This is a genomic window from Chitinilyticum litopenaei DSM 21440, from assembly GCF_000428145.1.
GTDB classification, from domain to species: domain Bacteria; phylum Pseudomonadota; class Gammaproteobacteria; order Burkholderiales; family Chitinibacteraceae; genus Chitinilyticum; species Chitinilyticum litopenaei.
Window position 1 is genome coordinate 317977 of sequence record NZ_ATZJ01000001.1, and the last position, 20309, is coordinate 338285.

Sequence of the window (20309 nt, forward strand, 5' to 3'; positions counted from 1 at the left end):
CTGAGGCTGCCGGGCTCTGTGGAGGTGTGGCTTGGGCTCCGGCTGGCGAAAAAGTGCCTAGCCGGATGTCTGGGCAAAACGTCGTTTTGGCTGTGTTGGGCCTGACATGGCATTGCACCCTGATGCGTTAACTGCGCCTTCCTGGTTGGCAAGCGCTCGAAAGCCAGGCATTTCCAAACTTCAGCGGGCCGGATCAATAAACCACAAAAGAGATATTAAAAAGTCTCTGTCAACATCCAGCCTCAGCCAGCCGCCTCTGGAACAGATCCGGCAAGCCTTTGGCGTCATTTCCGACGTGTTCAAGACCGTCGCGAATTCACCGGGACCCTTGCAGAGCATGTGGGCTGCGTGCGGCGCTCTGGGGCAGGTTTCCTTGGGGGCCAAACTTGGTGAGCAGATTGTGGTGGCCATCGCCAGCCGGAGCCACAACGGTACTGCCTTGCCGCAGCTACTGTGCTTGGGCAGAAAGCCTGCGTGACACCCGCGGAGATGGCTCAGGCTGGTCGCTCAGAATTTCTTAGTGTAATTGATACTTATAAAATACAGATTGGCTGCGTCATACCCTCCATCCAATGCCGGACTGCTGACACGGGTGGATTCAGTTCGACCATATTCGAAGGCGGCCCCTATGGTGGATGCATTATCCAGCACATATTGGGCACCTACGCCGAGTCGCCACGTATCTCCTACTGGAAGAACCAGTTTGCCATCGCTCTGCGAAGAGTAGAAACTCGAATCGAAAGCCAGACCAGTATTTAAGCGCAACTGAGGGGTGTACTGATATTGCAGGCCAACTGCGGCATGCCAGGTATCCACCAGATGGCCGGCAAGCTCTGCTTCTGCTCCGGTCAGAATGACCTTGCTGTCGCCAAATGCGCTCCAGTCTTGCCACCCTACATTGCCCAGAATAGCCAGCTTCGGATCAAGCTGATGATATGCACTCACCATCACTTGCTGCGGTGCATTGATCTGCGCGGTCATGGGGCGTGTCAGCAGCGGAGTTTTCAGATCAACGTTGTATTCGAATGCGGTCTTGCTGGTATATGCAAGGCCGAAACGGGTTGACTGGCTTGGTTCGTAAAGAACACCGAGTTTGCCGTTGAAAGCCCAGTCGGTATCTTTGATCTCATCCGTGAGCCGGTCGCCAGATTGCGAAAAAATCCCGTAATTTGCACCAATACCGAGACCAAGTGACCATTGATCGTTCAGCTTGTATGCCAATGTTGGCTGAATTGTCATGCCGATGAGTGTGCTTTCACGCAGCAGGGCGCTTCCTGACCAGTCGCCGAATTTCAGTCCAAGACCAAAATTGCCATACAGGCCGATACCTATTTTCAGGCGCTCATCAATGCTATGGCTGTAAAAACCGCTGGCACCAGGAAACCAGCCAATCACCGGATTGTCTGGATCGCGGCCGTTTTGCCGATCCAGGTGGTAATTGACGTCGCCATACAAGGCCTGTAGCCCCAGGGAAAACTGATCGCCTTTCAGGCGCGTCATTCCGGCCGGATTGAACGCAATTGTTCCCGCATCCTGTGCACGGGCGGCTTGCCCGGCGCCAGCCAGGCCAATATCTTCTGTGCCAACCTCATATAGATACAACCCTCCTGCCATCGCGTTCGCGGCGATCATTGAGATTGAAAAGGCAGCTACTTTTAGCATTATGACTTCCCTTGGGCGTGCAAGGCGAATTCCGCAAAAATCCTGACTGAATGTTCGGCAAGAATTGAGAAAATCAATGCACATGATCTTGAAAATTTGCGTGCATGATGATCATGCACGCAATATATTGGCTTAACGTAATTGCAGTGTGACTTTCGGGATCTTGCCATTAAAGCGCGATTTGGCTTCTGCGCCGACGGCTTCCACTACCGGTGTAGCCAAATCAATGCCAACATCAGCGGTTTCTTCTGCTGAGAAAATAATGGGATGGGTTCGCGGAATATCGCCTTCGGCAACCTTGCTGCCATTCACAAACAAGATTGCCTTGCCACCCTTGCCCAAGCCTCCACCCGCATAGTCAAATTCAAGCCGAACTGCATGTTTGCCAGGCGGTAAAGCTTCAGGGGACTCAATAGCAGTTTTCTCCAGGCCAAGGAAATTGTAGGCATAGCCAACCTTGCCCTGATTGGCGTACATTGCCCAGCCGCCAAAACGGCCGCCTTGTACGATGATGGCGCCCTGCGCGCCAGACTCGGGTATTACGAGCTCGGCATCGATAGTAAACGACCGATTCTTTACGTTAGGAAAAGTGTTTTCCGTCATGAACACCATGCCTTCGCTCAGGGTGATTGAAGTGCGATCCCCCATCAGATCCGGACGGCCAGCCAGTTTCGGATTCACCCGTTCCACGCTGCGATCATCAATCGGCAGGACATGGTATTTTTTAGCTTCCTTCATGAACAGGGATTGAAGTTCGGCCAGTTTTTTCGGATTCGTTTTTGCCAGATCGTTGCTCAGACTGAAATCTGATCGCTCGTTGTATAGTTCCCACTGATCGTCCGCAAGAGACGCGCGCGGTTTGGTTTCCCAAGGCGCTTTATGCACAGTACCAGCAAGCCAGCCATCGTGATAAATGGCGCGATTGCCAAAAATTTCAAAGTACTGGGTGGTGTGGCGCTCTTTGGCTTTGGCATTATCGAAGGCATACATCATGCTCTTGCCTTCCATCGGAATCTGTTTCACACCATTGACCATTTTCGGCTCGGGCAGCTGGGTCGCTTCCAGAATCGTTGGCGCAACGTCCGTCACGTGAGTAAATTGCGAGCGGATTTCACCCTTGGCCTTGATCCCCTTTGGCCAGTGCATCACCATCGCATTGCGGGTGCCGCCGTAATTCGAAGCCACTTGTTTGGTCCAGGTATACGGGGTATCAAACGCCACAGCCCAGCCAGCGGCCATGTGCGGGTATGTTTCCGGCCCACCCCATTTGTCGACCAGCTTGACCATGTCCTCGACTTTTTCCGTTACGCCGTTGAAATAGGTCATTTCGCTATACATGCCATTCATGCCGCCTTCGGCACTCGCGCCATTATCGCCGACGATATATACAATCATCGTGTTGTCCAATTCACCGATCTCGGTCACGGCATCGACCAAACGTCCGACTTCATGGTCGGTCATTTCGAGGAAACCAGCGTAGACTTCAGCCTGACGGGTAAACAGGCGTTTCTCATCATCGTTCAGCGCTTCCCAATCTTTGATTGCCGCAGGTTTGGGAGCTAGCTTAGTGCCCGGTGGCACAATGCCTTTGGCGATCTGGCGTTTCAGTGTTTCTTCGCGCAAGACATCCCAGCCCTGATCGAACTTGCCTTTCCATCGATCTATCCATTCTTTGGGGGCGTGATGCGGGGCATGGGCAGCGCCTGGTGCGTAGTACATAAAGAAAGGTTTGTCAGGTGTGAGCGCCTGCTGTTGCTTCATCCATGTAATGGCGCGATTGGTCATATCGGTGGTGAAGTAATAATTCGGATCTGCGGGCAATTCTACTGGAATAGTCCCATCGACTAGACTGGGTGCCCAGTGATTTGTTTCGCCCCCGATAAAGCCATAAAATTTGTCGAAGCCCTGCCGAGTTGGCCAGCGATCAAATGGCCCGGAAATGCTGCCTTCCCAAGATGCGGTTTCGTGCCACTTGCCAAATGCTGCAGTGCTAAAGCCGTTCAAGCGCAGCATTTCGGCCACTGGCGCTACGCTATTTGGCACACGGCCAGTATTGCCTGGAAACGCAGTGGCGGTTTCCATAATTGAGCCAGTTTCAGCAGTATGATGGTTACGGCCAGTTTTGAGTGCCATGCGAGTGGGTGACGAGAGCGCGGTGGTATGGAACCGGTTAAAGCTCAGACCATGCTGTGCCAATTTATCCAGCGTAGGCATGTCGACAGGGCCACCAAAGGTGCTTGACGTGGCAAAGCCGACATCATCAAGCAAGATCACAATGACATTGGGCGCACCTTTAGGCGCAGTAATTTCAAAGCGCGCTGGTGCCTTGGCGTTGCGAGCATCAAGCTCCGTGTAAGTCGGGCGTGTGGGCTCTGCAATCGGTAATACCGTACGATCAAGTTTTGAATCTGTTGCCGCATGACTTGTACCGAATATTGTGGCAAGAACACCTACGAGCAGGGTTGGTGTGAATCTAGATGTAGTCATGACTGCCTCAAGTTGGTAAAAGTAAAAAGATTGTCTTCCTAAAACATGTGGCATGCAATGATCCCCATCATCCCTGTTGACCAAGATCCACAGCTTTCCCTGCCTGCACTGCCTGATGGTGATTCTTATGTTTTTCACACGATGATCAAGCCTGCCGGGGCACAGTGCAATCTGGACTGTGCATATTGCTTTTATCTGCATAAAGAGGACCTTTTGCAGCAGGATCACATGCCGCGCATGAGCGAATCCCTGTTGGAGGCCCATATCCGCCAATATCTTGCCGCACAGACTGGCCCGGAAGTCGTGTTTACCTGGCAAGGGGGGGAGCCAACGCTGATGGGGCTGGATTTCTTCCGTCGAGTAGTTGAGTTGCAGGCACGCCATCGTAAGCAGGGGCAGCGCATTGAGAATGATTTGCAAACCAATGGTGTCTTACTGGATGATGAATGGTGTGATTTTCTAAAACAGCACCGATTTCTGGTGGGTTTGTCGATTGATGGCCCTGCGGCACTGCATGATGCCTATCGCTATAGCAAGGGAGGTAAGCCAACATTTGATCGTGTCATGGCTGCCGTTGCACGTTTGCACAAGCACGACATCCGGTTTAATGCTTTGTGTGTGGTCAATCGTCAAAATGCGCGCAGGCCCATTGATGTTTACCGCTTTCTGCGTGATGAGGTTCGTCCCTATATCATTCAGTTTATACCTGCAGTTGAGCGAACGAATTTTAATGCTGTTGCACCAGGCTACTGGAACGCTGATGAATTGCCGTTGATGGGGGACACCAAGGCAAAACCAGGGCAGGTTGACTCTATTGTTACTGACTGGTCAGTTGACCCAGATGACTGGGGATATTTCCTGACACGTATCTGGGATGAATGGCTAAAGCGTGACGTCGGTCGCATCTTTGTTGACCAGTTTGAGAATGTGATCAGCCAGTTGTCGGGGGATGGTGCGCAGAAATGTGTAAGTGGGCAGTTTTGCGGCAAAGGACTTGCAATTGAGCATAATGGAGATGTCTACAGTTGTGACCACTTTGTATATCCAGAGTATCGGCTCGGGAATATCAGAAAAATCCATGAAGGTGACATGGCATTTTCCGAGCGCCAGAAAGATTTCGGGCTTGCAAAATATAAGACCTTGCCAAAATACTGCCGCGCCTGTCGCTATTTGTCCCTATGCTGGGGGGAGTGCCCTAAGAATCGTTTTATCAAAACGCCAGATGGTGAGCCAGGTCTGAACTATTTATGCGCTGGTTTGAAGAAATTTTACGGAAAAGTTCTGCTCGATTATCCAAGGGTCAGAGGCTGATGATTGATTGTGAAAAATGGGTTCATCAAATGGCCCAGTTTCTATCGCGCTGCCTTAAGAAACTTGCAAGTCAGCCCGCATGCCGGGCTGACTTAATTGGCGCCCAGTATAAATCCCAGGCTATTTCTGCAGCTCTCGCGTGAATTTTCCACCTCTTTCGGGATCTGCATGTTCGCTTCGGGATTAAGAATATCTCAATGCCAGCCTCCTTCAACCAGGCAAGCTGCCTCTGGGTTTGGACAAACCCTGTTTATTGCTCCGGCCCTCGGAAGTTTGAAATCGATTGGTTTTCAAACCGTTAGCGGCCAGGTATGAGCAGTTAAAACATCAGAGGGCCGGATCAATAGTGAGCATGAAGTTGGCGCGTGTACGTGTCTTGCAGATGGACTGATCCATCTTTTTTTGGTCGCCGACGGTGGCTTGTTTTTGTCCATTTGTGCTGAATCCGAAATGGCGATATTCGTTGGTTTTCAGCCACGCTTCCCGCGCTTTGATCGGGTGGCTGCAATCACTATATACATCCGGCAGGTGTTACTCCGATCCAGTATGGCATCGAAATGCAGGCTGTCCAGCTGGCAGCGCAATTTTTATGTAGGGGCTTGGCGGCGACCAGTCAATAGCCATGGCAAGCTCTGTGCCTGGGGTGTTCTCTGCTTTCATGCAGTGCTTTATGGCTGAGGAAACCTGAGCTTCGATGATCTGGTCCCCTTGAGCCAGATAACCGGCCTGCAATTTCCGCGACGGCAGTGAGCACGAACAGCGCTGTGAGCTTCAGCGCATTCCTGCGCTCAGGATGCCGGCGTGAAGAAGCGCCCGGCCAGTTCTTCCAGCCCCAGTTCGGCCAGCAAGGCAGTCAGCCGTTCGCTCGGCTGCTTTTTCGGTGCGCCCTTGTATTCGGCGATGATCAGCTCGTTCTTCATCGAGTGCTCCCAGCCGACCAGCTCGGTCACCGTCACCGCATAGCCGTGCGCCTCCAGCTGCAGGCAGCGCAGCACATTGGTGATCTGGCTGCCGAATTCGCGCGTGTGGATCGGGTGGCGCCAGATTTCCGACAAGGGCGCCGCGCCCATGCGCGCCTTGTTCTTTTTCAGCACGCTGGCGACCTCGGCCTGGCAGCAGGGCACCAGCACCATGTAGCGCGCCTTTTTCTGCAGCGCGAAATGGATGGCGTCATCGGTGGCGGTGTTGCAGGCGTGCAGCGCGGTCACCACGTCGACCTGCGCGGGCAGCTTGTCGGAGGTGATCGAGTCGGCGACGGAGAGATTGTAAAAGCGCATGCCGTGCTGGAATTGCAGCTTCTGCGCGAGCTTCATCGACGATTGCACCAGTTCGTCACGCGTTTCGATGCCGTAAATCTTGCCGGCGGGCGCACGATCCTTGAAGAACAGGTCGTAGATGATGAAGCCGAGGTAGGACTTGCCCGCGCCGTGATCGACCAGGGTGATGTCCTGCTTGCCAGCAGTCAGCTCGCTGAGCAGCGGCTCGATGAAATTGAACAGGTGGTACACCTGCTTGAGCTTGCGGCGGCTGTCCTGGTTCATCTTCCCCTCGCGGGTGAGGATGTGCAGCGCTTTCAGCAGTTCGACCGACTGGCCGGGGCGGATTTCGGGGTGATCGCTCATGGCGCGTCCGGTATGGCAAAACAAAGCCGCAATTATCCGCTAAAACCGGCCTGGCTACAGGCTGGCGTGCGTGCCGGCAATCGGCCGCCAGTCCGCAGGGATCAGGACAGGGCAAGCAGTTCGGCGCTGACCACGCCACCACCGCCCATGAACAGGCCGCCAAAAACCGCCATAAATGCCTTGTCGGCTTTTTCACCCTTGCTGAAATGCAGCTGGCAGGCCACCAGCAGTGCGGTAATGCCAATGCTGTACAGGCCGATTTCGAGTTGGCTCATGGTCGATTCACTCCGTAAATGATGAGGCCAGCACTGGAGTGTCGGCGGTGTATGAAGTTCCGTCGCCGTGGCAAGCTGGACCGCGTTACACGCCCGGCCGGCGTGCTGCGGTGGGCGGCGCCAGCGCCACATCCGGGTGGTCGGCGGCGTAGAGCTGGGTGCGCAGGCGCGGCAGCAGGAAGTCGATCAGCAGCCGGCTCTTGCGCGGCAGCGGGCGGCGGTAGGGGTGCACCAGATAAATCGGCGAAAAGTGGCCATGCCAGTCGGGCAGCACCGCCTGCAGCAGGCCAAGCTGCCGGTAGCGCTCGCCGACGAAGTGCGGCAACTGGCAGACGCCGTGCCCGGCAATCGCCGTCATCGCCAGCGCGGGGTTGTTGTCGCTGCAAAAGCGCACATCCAGCGGCACAGCGACTGCTTCACCGCCGCGATACAGCGTCCACAGCGGGTTGTGCTGGAAATCGTCGTTGATGAGCACGCGGTGCTGCTGCAGTACGGCCGGGCTGCCGATGGCCGGGTGCCGCGCCAGATAGGCGGGAGCTGCATACAGCCGCTCCATCGAGTAACCGACGGCGTGGGCTACCAACCGCTCGTCGCCGACGGTACGCGCGCGCAGGCAGAGGTCCAGCCCTTCCTGCACCGGGTCCTGCAGGCGGTTCAGCGCGTCCAGCCGAATCTGCAGGCCCGGATGCTGGCTGGCGAATTCGGCGAGCAGGTCGGCCAGCAGGTATTGCGCCATCGAGGGCGTGGTCGACAGGTGCAGCGCGCCCTGCAGCGTTTCCTGCACATCGGCCACATCGTCGCTGGCGCGGCCCAGCAGTTCGCGCAAGGCTTGCGCGTGCGGCAGCAGGCGCGCACCGGCGTCGGTGAGCGTCATGCGCCGTGTGGTGCGCAGCAGCAGCACGCTGCCCAGTTCCGCTTCCAGCTGGCGCAGTTGCTGGCTGACATGGCTTTTGGCGCAGCCGCGCTCGGCGGCGGCGGCGGTGAAGCTGCCCAGGCGCACCAGCGCTTCGAAGCTCAGCAGGGCATCGGGAGATAGGTTTGTTCTCATGTGAGAACAGTTTATTCGATTTCTGCCACTTATCGAGTGATTGTGCGCTGTATACCATGGAATCATCTGACGCACTGCAGCATCGAGAGCCATCATGTTGAACTGGATAAGTGAACTTGCCGCCTGGCTGATTCCCGAGCCGAACGCCGCGCCCCAGCCCCGCGACGATCTGTTTTCGCACGGCTGGCAATACCAGCAGCCACAGTGGTGGCAGGACGCGCCCGCCGAGGGTGATGACGCCGCCAGCCGCGAAACGCCGGGCCTGCATTGACCGGATTGGCAAGCCTTCCCGGCAAACAACAAGAACCTGCCTGATCAGGAAAATCTATTGCACCACAGAGACACAGAGGAAGCACAACCCTGAGGAATGCTCATCGCGTGCCCCAGCTTTTCTCTGCGTCTCTGTGCTTGATTCGGGTTTTATTGAGAAGCTCTCTTTCAGAACCCCTTTTTTCGTCATGCCCGCGCAGGCGGGCATCCAGAGCAAAGCTTGATTTCACACCCTCACCTGGATTTCCGCGTACGCGGGAATGACGCTTCTGAAGCGGAGACATAATCAGGCATTGAATTAGGGTATGTGCGCACAGCCCTTTTTCAGATTTGGCTGTGTCCCAATACCTGTTTTGGTATTGCCGATCTGCCCGGCCATGCGCGCATTTCTTGATCTGGATTAAAGCCCGTCCGCCCCATCCCCATAAACTGAGAATCATTGTTGTTTACATTCTCGGGGGCGCGCCATGCAACTGGCCGATCTCGGCGCCGGGCAAAGCGGCGTCATTGCGGGTCTGGGTCAAGGCGATCGCAGCTATCGCCAGCGCCTGCTGGCGATGGGCGTGATGCCCGGCACGCCGTTTGCCGTCGTGCGCGTCGCGCCGCTTGGCGATCCCTACGAAATTACCGTGCGCGGCTACACGCTGACCCTGCGCAAGCATGAGGCGGCGCTGCTCGAAGTCACCCTGACGGAGGCGGCATGAGCGGCGGCTTCAGCATTGCCCTGCTGGGCAACCCGAATTGCGGCAAGACCACGCTTTTCAACGCGCTGACCGGCAGCCGCCAGCAGGTCGGCAACTGGCCCGGCGTCACCGTCGAGCGCAAGAGCGGCTGGATGCGCGAAGGAACACTGCACGTTGAAGTCGTCGACCTGCCCGGCGTGTATTCGCTGAACGCCGCGCCCGACAGCTCGGCCGACGAGCAGGTGACGCGCGACTACATCCTTTCCGGCAGCGCGCGCTTCATCGTCAACATCGTCGACGCCAGCAACCTCGAGCGCAATCTCTACCTGACCACGCAATTGCTGGAGCTGGGCGTGCCCTGCCTGGTGGTGCTGAACATGGTCGACGTGGCCGAGCGCCAGGGCGTGGCCATCGACGCCGCGCAGCTGGCCGAACAGCTCGGCTGCCCGGTGCTGGCGATTTCCGCCAGCAAGAAGCGCGGGCTGGAGCAGCTGAAGAAAGCCATTTTCGCCCAGCAGGCCAGCAATCCCGGTTTGCGGCTCGATCTGCCGGAGAAAGTGAGGTATGCCGTCACGGCCATAGCCGATGCTTTGTCCGGTGTGCATACCCCGCAGAATCTGTCGCACGACTGGCTGGCGCTGAAGCTGCTCGAAGGCGACCATCTGGCCGAGACGCTGTGCCCGGCGCAACGCCAGCTGGTCGCCGACCACCAGGCCGCCCTGCTGGCCGAGTACGACCTCGACGCCGACATCCTGATCGCCGACGCGCGCTACCGTTTCGCCAGCCGGCTGTGCGCCGCCGTGCGCCGTGACCGCGGGCTGGTGTCGCGCCACGTCACCGAACAGATCGACCGCGTCGTGCTCAACCGCTGGCTGGGCCTGCCGGTGTTTCTCGGCATCATGTACCTGATGTTCCTCGCCACCATCCACGTCGGCTCGGCCTTTATCGACGTGTTCGACCAGAGCTTCGCCGCGCTGCTGGTCGATGAAGTCGGCAGCCTGCTCACCGCCTGGCATGCGCCGCAATGGCTGGTGGTGCTGCTGTCCACCGGCATGGGCGGCGGCATCCAGACGGTGGCGACCTTCATTCCGGTGGTCGGCTGCCTCTACCTCATCCTTTCCGCGCTGGAGGATTCCGGCTACATGGCGCGCGCGGCGTTTGTGATGGACCGCGCGATGCGCGCGCTGGGCCTGCCGGGCAAATCCTTCGTTCCCTTGCTGATCGGCTTCGGCTGCAATGTGCCGGCGATCATGGCGACGCGTACGCTGGAAACGCGCCGCGACCGCATCCTCACCGCGATGATGGCGCCCTTCATGTCCTGCGGCGCGCGCCTGCCGGTGTACGCGCTGTTCGCCGCGGCCTTCTTCCCGCGCAACGGCCAGACCATCGTCTTCATCCTTTACCTGATCGGCATCGCCGCCGCCGTGCTGACCGCCTTTTTGCTGCGCAAGAGCCTCCTGCCCGGCGACGGCGCGCCGCTGGTGATGGAGCTGCCGCTCTACCATCGCCCGACGCTGGGCACCGTGCTGCGCCGCAGTTGGGACCGCCTGCGCGATTTCGTCGTCAACGCCGGCCGCGTGATCGTGCCGATGGTGATGGTGCTGTCCATCCTCAACGCCGTGGGAACGGATGGCTCGTTTGGCCACGAGAACAGCGACAAATCGGTGCTCGCCAGCGTCGGCAAGACCATCGCGCCGGCCTTTGCGCCGCTGGGCATCGACGCCGACAACTGGCAGGCGGCCGTCGGGCTTTTTACCGGCGTGCTGGCGAAGGAAGCGGTGGTGGGCACGCTCAACACGCTGTACAGCCAGAGCGCCGGCGCCGCAGCCGATGAAGCGCCGCAGGCATTGACCGAGAAACTGGCTGACGCCTTTGCAACGGTTCCGGCCAATCTCGGCGCCATCGCCGACAAGCTGGGCGACCCGCTGGGAATCAGCATCGGCGACGTCAGCAATGCCGAGGAAGCGGCGAAGACGCTGGAAGCCAGCACCGGAACCTTTGGCGCGATGCAGCAGCACTTCCACGGCGCGAGCGGCGCGTTCGCCTTCCTCTTGCTGATCCTGCTCTACACACCCTGCCTGGCGGCGCTGGGCGCGATGAAGGTGGAGCTGGGCGCAGGCTGGGCAGCCTTTGCCGCCGGCTGGACGCTGTTCGTCGGCTACAGCGCGGCCACGCTGTTCTACCAGTTGAGCCATTGGTCGCAAGGCGCCGCGCACGCCGCGCTGATGCTGGGCGGGCTGGCGCTGGCCTGGCTGGCCGTGCTGCTGGCCGGCCGCCTCATCGGCCGTCACCCCCGCTGGCAGGCGGCCTGAGGAAAGTGAGGAGAAGCACATGGGACTGATCGAATTGCGTGACTACCTGCGCGGCCGCGGCGAGGTGTCCGCCGCCGAGATTGCGGCGCATTTTGGCGTGCAGATGTCTGCAGTCGAGCCGCTTGCCGGCGAATGGGCAAGGCGCGGCAAGCTCGCACAGTCGGGCAGCACTTGCAGCAAGGGCGGCGGCTGCTCGGGCTGCTGCAGCTCGCCCTCCGGCGCGTTTTACCGCTGGCTGGGCTGAGCGTCGGCGACGTCGCTGGCCTGGTCGGAAGCGGCATGATTCGCCAGCGCCACCGCGCCATTCACGCCCGCCGCGCCGACATCCCAGGCCACGCCGGCCGTGGTGGTCGCCACGCTCACCGCCGTTCCGGCCAGCCCCACCGCTGCGCCGCCGACCGCCACGGTGGTGGCGACGGCGCTGCAGGCGCTCAGTAGCGGGATGAGGACGAGAACGAGCAGGCGCAGGGGCATGGCGGGAATCCGGGGTGTGGGTGGCTGATAATAGGGGTATGTGGCTGAATCGTCTGTGAATGAAGGGCAGGAGATTGTTACCCTGTCGGGTAATGGAAAGTGTCATGCGCTTTTGTCACGGTACGGCCAGAGTTTAGCGCCTGCGGCGCGGGTGTTGATGCCGGGTGTGCCCGGCGGCACGTCAGGGGGCTCTACTGCACCCCACAAAGTCTGCGACTTTGCGGGGACCCCGCGCTTGCCAAGCCCCCCGACACCCCCAAGGCGCGCCCGGTGCCAGCAAGCCGGCATCGCGCGACGCTAGGCGGCAAAGCCGCCAGGCTCTGCGGTGACCGTCGCCCCGCTGCGCGGGGTGCCCTGCGATGCTCGTCTGCGGCAGCGGCGGGGGCAACTCGGGCTTCGCCCTCAAACACTCCCCCCGTCGAAACCCTGCCGCAGACTGCGCTTCTCGGCGACTGCGAGGGCATCCCGTACTATTGATCCGGCCCTCGGAAGTTTGAATTTCCGTAGGAGCGAGCTTGCTCGCGAAGCCTTGCTGATCGCGAGCAAGCTCGCTCCTACGAGTAAAAACATCAGAGGGCCGGATCAATAAAGGCATCGCGCTATACCCATGCAGTGATAAAGCTGTAGCCATTTTTTAAAAAGGCTACAGCTGCATACCCATCAAAAACAGTAGAAAGGCGCGGTGCTTTCCGGCCTAAGAACAAGCACTGCGGCCAATTAGCACGCCCCGTTGGCGCGGCGGAAACGCGCATCCAAACACCGCGCCGTAGGCGCTGAAATAGCTCCGAGCTTCCTTACCGCAAGCTCGCATATCGCCCAGACTCAATTTCCCAGATACCTCAACAGCCCCTGCGCCGCCGCGCGGCCGGTGGCGAAGCAGGCGGTGAGCAGATAGCCGCCGGTGGGCGCTTCCCAGTCCAGCATTTCGCCGGCGCAGAACACGCCGGGCAGCGCGCCCAGCATCCAGTTGTCGTCCAGCGCGGCAAAGCGCACGCCGCCGGCGCTGCTGATCGCTTCGTCGAGCGGGCGGGGGGCGAGCACCGGGATCGGCAGCGCCTTGATGGCCTTCGCCAGTTGCGTCGGGTCGTTCATCGCCTCCTTGCTGAGTAGTTCGCGCAGCAGGCCCAGCTTCACGCCGCCCAGATTCAGCTTGCTCTGCAGGAAGCTCGACAGCGATTTCGCGCCGCGCGGCGCGCCGACCTCGCGCAGCACTTTTTCGTATGGATAGGCGGGTAGCAGGTCCAGCGTCAATGTGGCCTTGCCTTCACGGGCAATACCCTCGCGCAGCGGGCGTGCAAAGGCATACACCAGATTGCCCTCGATGCCGCTGGCGCTGACCACGCATTCGCCGTTGCGCATCGGGCCGTCGTTGACGCTGGCGGCGACATTCTTCAGTGGGCTGCCGGCAAACTTATCGATAAAGAACTCGCTCCAGCCGCAATCGAAGCCGCAATTGGCCGGCGCCAGCGGCGCGACGTCCACGCCGCGTGCGGCGAGCAGGCCTTGCCAGGCCCCGTCCGAGCCCAGTTTTTTCCAGCTGCCGCCACCGAGCGCCAGCAGCGTGGCGTCGGTGGTGATGGCGATTTCGCCGTCCGGCGTCGCGAAGCGCAAGGCGCCTGCCGCGTCCCAGCCCAGCCAGCGGTGGCGCACGTGCAGGGTGACGCCGGCCGCCTTCAGCCGCGCCAGCCAGGCGCGCAGCAGCGGCGCGGCCTTCATGTCGCGCGGGAAGACCTTGCCCGAGCTGCCGACGAAGGTCTCGATGCCCAGCCCGTGTATCCAGGCGCGCAGCGTGTCCGGGTCGAAGGCGCGGATCGCGGCCTCCAGCGCCGCGCGGCCGTCGGCGCCGTAGCGGTCGAGCAAGGGTTCCAGCGGCTCGGAATGCGTGATGTTCATGCCGCCGACGCCGGCGAGCAGGAACTTGCGGCCCGGCGAGGGCATGGCGTCATAAACATCAACGTGCAGGCCGGCGGCGGCGAGCACTTCGGCGGCCATCAGGCCGGCGGGGCCGGCGCCGATGATGGCAATGCGGCGGGAAGGCGGGATCATGGGAGCTGGCCGGATACTAAAGCGGCATTCTAGCAGGCCGCCGGCAAACGCCTGCGTGCGGTTTGCCGGCGGCGGTCTTGCGGGCGGGGCTTGGCAGACTGGATGGGGCCATCGCCGCTTTCTTCGCGACTGCTGTCTGGCCGCAGCAGCTTGTCGCCAGCAGTGCTGACTACCTCCGCTTTCGCGGCCTATTACTGGCACACGCTGCCGACCAGGACAAACATCTTAGGGTGCGCAAATCCCGCAGGGGTTTGCGCACCGGAAACGATCCGCCCGAGCCGCAGCGCATGTTCAACGATCACTCCGCCTGCGCAAATCAGGATTTGCGCACCCTACTCGGCTGGTTTGCATCAGCAAGTATTGACATAAGATGTCCTTCCACTGCTAGAATACTTGCATTCACATTACAGGTCGGGGGCTGACGATGTTATGCATGCAGCGTTGTAGGGTGCCAGGCATCGCTTTGGCCAGTTTGCTGGCCGCTACGTCTTTGGTGCAGGCCGAGTCGCCTGAGTTGCAGCCAGTTACCCCGGAAAGCGTGGGGCTGGATTCGGAAAAACTCGCGAAAATGCTCGATTACCTGCGCTCTTCCGGTTTCGAGACCGAAAGTGTGCTCGTTGCCCGTCATGGCCAGCTGGTGCTGGCAGCGTATCACGCGCCGTTTCGTCCCGGCATGCCGCATCAGGTCAATTCGGTGACCAAGAGCGTTACCTCCACGCTGGTCGGTCTCGCCATCAGTGACGGCAAGCTCAAGCTCACTGACACCGTTGGCGATGTGTTGCCGCAGTATCGTGAGCTGCCGGGGGCAATAATCACGGTGGAGCAGTTGCTGCAGATGAAGACCGGCATGATCTGGATCGATGATGCCGGGAGCTCCGGTTCATCGACCTGGGAAACGAATCTGCAGCAGGGCGACTGGATTGCCGATTTCCTGCGCCAGCCGATGGATCCCGAGCAGCGTGGAACCTTCAACTACAATAGTGGCGGATCGGCTTTGCTGGCCGTGCTGGCGGAAAAGGCGGTCGGCCAGCCACTGCTGGATTATGGCCGCGAGCGGTTGTTCAAACCGCTGGGCATCGAGCAAATCCGCTGGGTGAGTACGCCGGATGGCACGGTGAACGGTGGCCGGGGTCTTTACATCGCACCGGCCGACATGCTGCGCTTTGGCGAACTCTTCCGGCAAAACGGTGAATGGCAGGGCCGGCAGATCATTCCGGCAGCCTGGGTACAGGATGCGACCAGTCCTAAACTGCCGGTCAGTGCAAACACTGGCAGCCCGTATTTCTACGGGTCGCATTGGTGGGTGGGCAAGGATCGCCTCTGGTTCAGCGCTCAGGGCTGGGGTGGGCAATACATCACGGTCTATCCACAGGATGACATCACGCTGGTCGTGACCTCACGGCGGCCCGATGCCGACCGTCATGCGGGCCCGATCGATTTCACCGCGCTGCGCGAATACTTTCTCACCCCCGCCGCGAATGGCTTGCCGGCCAAGCCGGCGGCGCAGGCAAACCTGCAAGCCAAGGTCGCTAGCTGGGCCAGTCCGACCGCGGTAAACCGCTTGCGCTCGCCACTGGAAAAACAGCTCAATGGCCGCAAGATCGATTTTTCCGGTGACTATTGGTTGTCCCAGTTGCAGCTGGAATTTCGCGGCGATGAACTGCTGCTCGGGGTAACTCCGCGTGATGGGGGCTACCGGCCCTGGCGCCAGCACGTCGGCCTGGACGGCAAGTGGCGCGACACGCCTCGCCCGGCCGAAAAAGACGCCAGCGTGCAAAGCGGCCCGGAATCGCTGATCAGTGGGCGTGCGCAGTGGCTGGATCGCAAGACGCTGTTGCTGGAAACACTTTGGCTGGATGAAAGCTGGTCATACAAGGTCCGGTTGCGGTTTTCAGGCAATAAGGTGCGTCTGGAGCGGGTGGATAGCCTGGAAACCGCGACCGGTACCTTGCGCTAGGATCGGGCAAAGGCACACCAGTCACGGCGATGCGCTCGGGGTGGCGGTTTTTCCCAGTCGTCACCTCGTGCGGCGCACTCTGTAGGGCGCAATCGCCGCAGGCATTGCGCCAAATGTGATGATGGGGGCAATAACTACCTTTCGGCGCATTGCCGCAACGCGGCGAATGCGCCCTACGCTGAACACAGCTACGTGCAGCCGGCCCGGATGACCTTGCGGAATTCGCGCCGGACTGCGCGCCTGAGTGGCGGTTTTTCCCAGTCGTCAGCGCGTGGCGGGCGGCGTAAGCTGGCGCTTTGTGTTTGCCGGCCCGCCCTCATGACTGCTCCCGCCCTTGTTTGCCGCCCCGTCGATTTCCGCCAGCCCGCCGATGCGGCGGCCTTTGTGGCGCTGCTGGATCATTACGCCAGCGACGCCATGGGCGGCGGTGCGGGCCTGTCCGATTTCGCCAAGGCCAATCTGGTGCCGCGTCTGGCGGTGCGTGACGATTTCTTTGCCTTCATCGTCTGGGCGGGCGACGGCCCGGTGGGGCTGATCAACCTGATCGAAGGCTTTTCGACCTTCGCGGCGCGCCCCTTGCTGAATGTGCACGATGTGGTGGTGCACGCCGACTGGCGCGGTCGCGGCGTGGTGGATGCGCTGTTTGCCGCGGCCGAGGCGCTGGCGGCGCAGCGCGATTGCTGCAAGCTGACGCTGGAAGTGCTCGAAGGCAATCCGCGCGCGGCAGCCGCTTACGCCCGCTGCGGCTTCAAGCCCTATGAGCTGGATCCGCAGTTCGGGCGGGCGGTGTTCATGGAGAAAAAGCTGGCCTGATCAATACCCCATTGGTGATTGCCGTGCAGCCCTTATGCTGAAGGGCGTGCACGGCAATACCCGGGTGCTTAAAAGCTGCGCATGCCCGAGGTGCCCAATTGGGATTCCCAGAACAGCGGGCTGGGGCGGCAGCTGTCGCCATTGCAGGCGCGGGTGCTCAGGAAGGTCGTTGTGCTGCGCTCGGGCAGGGTGATCGTTGCCGTGACGCCGGCTCCCCTGTCGCCGCGCCATTCCAGGAAGGTGTGGCCGGCGGGGAAGCGGCAGCTGCCGTCGTCGTTGCGCACCTGTGCCTGCAGGCTGAGCAGGTCTGGTTCGGGGGCAATCGGGCGCTGCGGATTGGGCACGAACTGCGCGCCACTCAGCGTGGCGATCAGCTGGCCATCCCGGCGGATTTCCAGCCGTTGCGGTGCCGTGGCGCTGCCGGTGTCGCTGCTGCGGCTGCGCACGCTTTGCACCGTGCATTGCGCATCGACGCTGTAGCGCACGATGTCGAAGGGCGCCTTGCTTTCGAAGGTGAGCTGGCTGGTGTAGTTGGTGCTGGGGCTGAATTTGCTGCCCAGGCGGATTTCGTAGCCGGCGGGGCGCTGGGCGTTGGGCGCAGCGCCCTGCAGCGTCCACGGCCCCCATTCCTCGCCGGGGGCGTTGCCCTGGGTCCACCATTTGGCCTGATACAGATTGCCGTTGTATGTGGCCTGGTCGCCGGTGTTGTAGACGCGCGTGCTGTCCCAGGCTTGCGGGCCACTGGCGGTCTGCTGCAGTTCCCACGGGCCGTAGGCATTGCCCGGCGCGTCGTTTTGCGTCCACCACTTGGCCTTGTAGACCTGGCCGTTGTAGCTGACGGTTTCGCCGCCGCTGTAGGTGCGCGCGCTGTCCCAGGCGGCAGGCAGCGGTGCGGCGCCGTTGACGCGCCCGATCTGCTCATCGTCCAGTGCCGGATAGCCGGCGGTGGCGCTGTAGCGCACGGCGATGCACCAGCTGTTGACGCCCGTCGGTGTTGGCGAGGGGATTACTGTCGGTGACGTGGAGGGGACTGTCGTCGGCACTGGCGTCGGCGTGGGCCAGTGCAACTGGCCACTGCTGTAACTTTCAAACGGAATCGGGCTGGGGCTGGGCGGGCCGGGTGTGTAGGTGCTGGCGGCTTCGAGTATGGGCAGCGGCTGGTCGATGCCGGCCGGCCGGGCCGGCAGTTGCGGGTGAGTCCCCGTGCAGGGGGCAGGGGTGGCAAAGGCTTCGCAGGCGAGCAGCAGCAGCGGCATGCAGAGCATGCCCGGTTTCAGTGTGGTCATTCCTCATCTTCCTGTGGTCTTGTGTGTGAGCCCGTCTGATGCGGGTGCTTCAGAGTGACACAGGCACAGCGCCGGGCAAGCTGCAGAAGCAGGCGCTGATGCGTGTGTCTGCATTGCGCGACAAGGGTTGGCGCGGCGCGTGGGGCGCAAAAAAACCGGGGCGGAAAACAGCCCCGGTTTTGCCTTCACTGCCGCGCAATCAGGCACAGCGTCGCCCAATTGTCGCGGCGATGGGCTTTGCCTGGCGCACCGGCCGTCCTACTGCCGCGTGCCCATGCGGGTATGCCACAGCAGCGTACTGGGGCGGCAGAGATTGCCATTGCACGCCCAGCTGCTCAGGTAATGGCCGGGCAGGTCGGGGCGCCAGTAACTGGCTTCGCCGCGCGCAATGCGTACCTTCACCGTCGTGCCGTAGCCCGAGTCCTGATACCAGTCCAGCACGGTCTGGCCGGGCTGGAACAGGCACTTCCCGTCCGGACCGAACATCGTCGGCAGTGCCGGTACCGGAATCGGCCGCGGCGGGTAGTTGCGGAAGTCACTGGCATAGACGCGCCCGATCGGCTTGCCGTCCATGCGCAGCTCCCAGTATTGCGGTGCGGCGTCGCTGCCGGTGCCAGTGCCGGGAATCGAGGTGGTAGTCACGGTGCAGCTTGCGGTGGCGATGTAGCGGACGGTGGTCACCGGGGCGTAGCTGCTGTAAGTCACTTCCAGCTGCGCTTCGCCATTGTTGCCGGTGACTTGCTGCACACTGGTATTGAAGGTGGCGGGGCGGCTGTTGCCTTGCGTGCGGTTGCCGGGCATGAAGTAGGACGGCAGCGGCACCACTTCAAAGGTATTGCCCGGCGTGCCCGACGGCACCGGCGTGCTGCTGGGAAGCGGGGTGGCGGTGGCGACGGGCGCCGTGCCGCGCAGTTCCCACGGGCCCCATTCCTCGCCGGGGGCGTTGCCCTGGGTCCACCACCTAGCCTGATACAGATTGCCGTTGTACGTGGCCTGGTCGCCGGTGTTGTAGACGCGCGTGCTGTCCCAGGCCTGCGGGCCGCTGGCGCTCTGCTGCAGCTCCCAGGGGCCGTAGGCATTGCCCGGTGCGTCGTTCTGCGTCCACCACTTGGCCTTGTAGGTCTGGCCGTTGTAGCTGACCAGCTCGCCGCCGCTGTAGGTGCGGGCCGCATCCCAGGCCGGCGCGCTGCTGCCGGTCTGGCCGCCGCTGCCGATCACCCGGTCGGTTTCGGCATCGTTGAGCGAAGGCATGTTTGCGGTGTTGCCGTAATAGCTGAAATTGCACAGCGGTGTCGGGTAGGCGGTGGGGGTGACCGAGCCCGTGGGTACGGGCGTGGGTTGCGCCGGGTAAGGGTAGGTGACCGGCAGTTTGCCGTCCGGGCCGGCCGGCAGGGCGGGCATCAGCGGGGTGGGGACCGGCGTGCAGGCCAGCGCCACGGCGCTGGTCGCCAGCCATCCGCCGAGCAGCAATGCTGCATTCAGCTTGGTGTTTTTCATTCCTCATCTTCCTTTTTTGTGGGTGCGTTGCCTCTGGCGGGCAACCCCTGCAGATTGGCAGAGCACATGCCAAGGTCAAGGAACAGAAGAAAGTGCTAATGCAGCTGTTTGCCGCGCACAACAGTGTCATGCGCGCCGGTCTGGCCGTGCCGCCCTTTCCGCCAAATCCGGCTTGTGTGTCGGTACGAATTCATAGGGTATTGCTGTGTGGCCTTTTGGGGTAAAGGGCTACGACTTGATACCCTGTGGTATTTGCCAGGGACCGGTTAGCTCGCATGCCAGTTGCCGCTTGGCTGGCGCGCGCAGCTGCTTGAGACGGTATTCCAGCCGCGAGGCGCTGCCGCGATCCGGGCAGCTCAGCACGGCCAGCAGGGCGCGCGGCGGGTGGCTGCGTGTGTAGCGGGCGCCAAGGCCGGCAGCGTGCATTTCGAAGCGTTTCCAGACATCGGTGCTGATGCCGGTGTAGATGCTGCCATCCGCGCATTCGAGCAGATATACAAACCAGGTCATGGGCGCACTATGCCATGCGGGCGGGCAGGGGCAAACCGGCCCGTTCCCGATGCGGC

Annotated in this window: 17 protein-coding genes; 7 read left to right on the plus strand and 10 right to left on the minus strand. The window is 61.0% G+C overall.

From position 1 onward, the window contains the following. Window positions 1-507: 507 nt before the first annotated feature. Window positions 508-1662, minus strand: coding sequence for an OmpP1/FadL family transporter (locus tag C515_RS0101530; RefSeq protein WP_043647626.1), 1155 nt, complete (start codon window positions 1660-1662; stop codon window positions 508-510). A 132-nt stretch (window positions 1663-1794) separates the two neighbouring features. Next, window positions 1795-4149: an arylsulfatase gene (locus tag C515_RS0101535; protein ID WP_028454091.1), complete on the minus strand. Its 2355-nt coding sequence runs from the start codon at window positions 4147-4149 to the stop codon at window positions 1795-1797. 57 nt (window positions 4150-4206) lie between these two features. Between C515_RS0101535 and C515_RS0101540 the strand changes: the two genes are divergently transcribed. Further along, window positions 4207-5460 (plus strand): anaerobic sulfatase maturase, encoded by a 1254-nt coding sequence (locus C515_RS0101540; RefSeq protein ID WP_028454092.1) that lies wholly within the window; start codon window positions 4207-4209, stop codon window positions 5458-5460. Between the two features lie 788 nt (window positions 5461-6248). On the opposite strand, the gene C515_RS0101545 is transcribed toward C515_RS0101540, so the two are convergent. From C515_RS0101545 to C515_RS19020, 3 genes are all read right to left on the minus strand, one after another. Further along, complete coding sequence (locus C515_RS0101545) at window positions 6249-7082, minus strand: class I SAM-dependent methyltransferase (RefSeq protein ID WP_028454093.1); 834 nt, start codon at window positions 7080-7082, stop codon at window positions 6249-6251. Window positions 7083-7183: 101 nt separating this feature from the next. Then, on the minus strand, window positions 7184-7357 hold the full coding sequence (locus C515_RS23950) for a hypothetical protein (RefSeq protein WP_158380760.1): 174 nt from the start codon (window positions 7355-7357) through the stop codon (window positions 7184-7186). An 85-nt stretch (window positions 7358-7442) separates the two neighbouring features. Further along, complete coding sequence (locus C515_RS19020; RefSeq protein ID WP_051304505.1) at window positions 7443-8405, minus strand: LysR family transcriptional regulator; 963 nt, start codon at window positions 8403-8405, stop codon at window positions 7443-7445. Between the two features lie 94 nt (window positions 8406-8499). Here C515_RS19020 and C515_RS23955 point away from each other — a divergent pair, with 94 nt between their 5' ends. The 4 genes from C515_RS23955 to C515_RS19025 all read left to right on the plus strand — a co-directional run bounded on the left by C515_RS23955 (window position 8500) and on the right by C515_RS19025 (window position 11914). Beyond that, window positions 8500-8676: a hypothetical protein gene (locus C515_RS23955; protein ID WP_158380761.1), complete on the plus strand. Its 177-nt coding sequence runs from the start codon at window positions 8500-8502 to the stop codon at window positions 8674-8676. A 466-nt stretch (window positions 8677-9142) separates the two neighbouring features. Next, the gene (locus C515_RS0101565) at window positions 9143-9379 is read left to right on the plus strand and encodes a FeoA family protein (protein WP_028454094.1); all 237 of its coding nucleotides are present in this window, start codon (window positions 9143-9145) and stop codon (window positions 9377-9379) included. Beyond that, on the plus strand, window positions 9376-11670 hold the full coding sequence (gene feoB, locus C515_RS0101570) for a Fe(2+) transporter permease subunit FeoB (RefSeq protein ID WP_028454095.1): 2295 nt from the start codon (window positions 9376-9378) through the stop codon (window positions 11668-11670). The genes C515_RS0101565 and feoB overlap by 4 nt, the downstream gene beginning before the upstream one ends. A 19-nt stretch (window positions 11671-11689) precedes the next feature. Beyond that, complete coding sequence (locus tag C515_RS19025; RefSeq protein WP_051304506.1) at window positions 11690-11914, plus strand: FeoC-like transcriptional regulator; 225 nt, start codon at window positions 11690-11692, stop codon at window positions 11912-11914. Here C515_RS19025 and C515_RS0101580 read toward each other — a convergent pair. Both C515_RS0101580 and C515_RS0101585 read right to left on the minus strand, forming a co-directional pair. Next, on the minus strand, window positions 11896-12144 hold the full coding sequence (locus C515_RS0101580) for a hypothetical protein (RefSeq protein ID WP_028454096.1): 249 nt from the start codon (window positions 12142-12144) through the stop codon (window positions 11896-11898). The genes C515_RS19025 and C515_RS0101580 overlap by 19 nt on opposite strands. A gap of 822 nt (window positions 12145-12966) precedes the next feature. Beyond that, window positions 12967-14190: a TIGR03862 family flavoprotein gene (locus C515_RS0101585; RefSeq protein WP_028454097.1), complete on the minus strand. Its 1224-nt coding sequence runs from the start codon at window positions 14188-14190 to the stop codon at window positions 12967-12969. A gap of 463 nt (window positions 14191-14653) precedes the next feature. On the opposite strand from C515_RS0101585, the gene C515_RS0101590 reads away from it, so the two are divergent. Next, window positions 14654-16147, plus strand: a complete 1494-nt coding sequence (locus tag C515_RS0101590; RefSeq protein WP_028454098.1) for a serine hydrolase domain-containing protein — start codon at window positions 14654-14656, stop codon at window positions 16145-16147. A 318-nt stretch (window positions 16148-16465) separates the two neighbouring features. Next, a complete protein-coding gene (locus tag C515_RS0101595; RefSeq protein ID WP_028454099.1) occupies window positions 16466-16960 on the plus strand; it encodes a GNAT family N-acetyltransferase in 495 nt (164 codons plus the stop codon). A gap of 68 nt (window positions 16961-17028) precedes the next feature. On the opposite strand, the gene C515_RS22160 is transcribed toward C515_RS0101595, so the two are convergent. From C515_RS22160 to C515_RS19040, 3 genes are all read right to left on the minus strand, one after another. Next, the gene (locus C515_RS22160; protein ID WP_051304507.1) at window positions 17029-18246 is read right to left on the minus strand and encodes a carbohydrate-binding protein; all 1218 of its coding nucleotides are present in this window, start codon (window positions 18244-18246) and stop codon (window positions 17029-17031) included. A gap of 258 nt (window positions 18247-18504) precedes the next feature. Next, window positions 18505-19743: a carbohydrate-binding protein gene (locus C515_RS22165; RefSeq protein ID WP_028454100.1), complete on the minus strand. Its 1239-nt coding sequence runs from the start codon at window positions 19741-19743 to the stop codon at window positions 18505-18507. A gap of 228 nt (window positions 19744-19971) precedes the next feature. Then, entirely contained in the window at window positions 19972-20253 is a 282-nt protein-coding gene (locus C515_RS19040) for a GIY-YIG nuclease family protein (RefSeq protein WP_051304508.1), read from the minus strand. Between the last annotated feature and the right edge of the window lie 56 nt (window positions 20254-20309).

Coding starts and splice junctions, on each gene's coding strand:
- C515_RS22160 (WP_051304507.1), bottom strand. CDS start 18,246: ATGACCACACTGAAACCGGGCATGCTCTGCATGCCGCTGCTGCTGCTC.
- C515_RS19040 (WP_051304508.1), bottom strand. CDS start 20,253: ATGACCTGGTTTGTATATCTGCTCGAATGCGCGGATGGCAGCATCTAC.
- C515_RS0101580 (WP_028454096.1), bottom strand. CDS start 12,144: ATGCCCCTGCGCCTGCTCGTTCTCGTCCTCATCCCGCTACTGAGCGCC.
- C515_RS22165 (WP_028454100.1), bottom strand. CDS start 19,743: ATGAAAAACACCAAGCTGAATGCAGCATTGCTGCTCGGCGGATGGCTG.
- C515_RS19020 (WP_051304505.1), bottom strand. CDS start 8,405: ATGAGAACAAACCTATCTCCCGATGCCCTGCTGAGCTTCGAAGCGCTG.
- C515_RS23955 (WP_158380761.1), top strand. CDS start 8,500: ATGTTGAACTGGATAAGTGAACTTGCCGCCTGGCTGATTCCCGAGCCG.
- C515_RS23950 (WP_158380760.1), bottom strand. CDS start 7,357: ATGAGCCAACTCGAAATCGGCCTGTACAGCATTGGCATTACCGCACTG.
- C515_RS0101540 (WP_028454092.1), top strand. CDS start 4,207: ATGATCCCCATCATCCCTGTTGACCAAGATCCACAGCTTTCCCTGCCT.
- C515_RS0101545 (WP_028454093.1), bottom strand. CDS start 7,082: ATGAGCGATCACCCCGAAATCCGCCCCGGCCAGTCGGTCGAACTGCTG.
- C515_RS0101530 (WP_043647626.1), bottom strand. CDS start 1,662: ATGCTAAAAGTAGCTGCCTTTTCAATCTCAATGATCGCCGCGAACGCG.
- feoB (WP_028454095.1), top strand. CDS start 9,376: ATGAGCGGCGGCTTCAGCATTGCCCTGCTGGGCAACCCGAATTGCGGC.
- C515_RS0101585 (WP_028454097.1), bottom strand. CDS start 14,190: ATGATCCCGCCTTCCCGCCGCATTGCCATCATCGGCGCCGGCCCCGCC.
- C515_RS0101565 (WP_028454094.1), top strand. CDS start 9,143: ATGCAACTGGCCGATCTCGGCGCCGGGCAAAGCGGCGTCATTGCGGGT.
- C515_RS0101535 (WP_028454091.1), bottom strand. CDS start 4,149: ATGACTACATCTAGATTCACACCAACCCTGCTCGTAGGTGTTCTTGCC.
- C515_RS0101595 (WP_028454099.1), top strand. CDS start 16,466: ATGACTGCTCCCGCCCTTGTTTGCCGCCCCGTCGATTTCCGCCAGCCC.
- C515_RS19025 (WP_051304506.1), top strand. CDS start 11,690: ATGGGACTGATCGAATTGCGTGACTACCTGCGCGGCCGCGGCGAGGTG.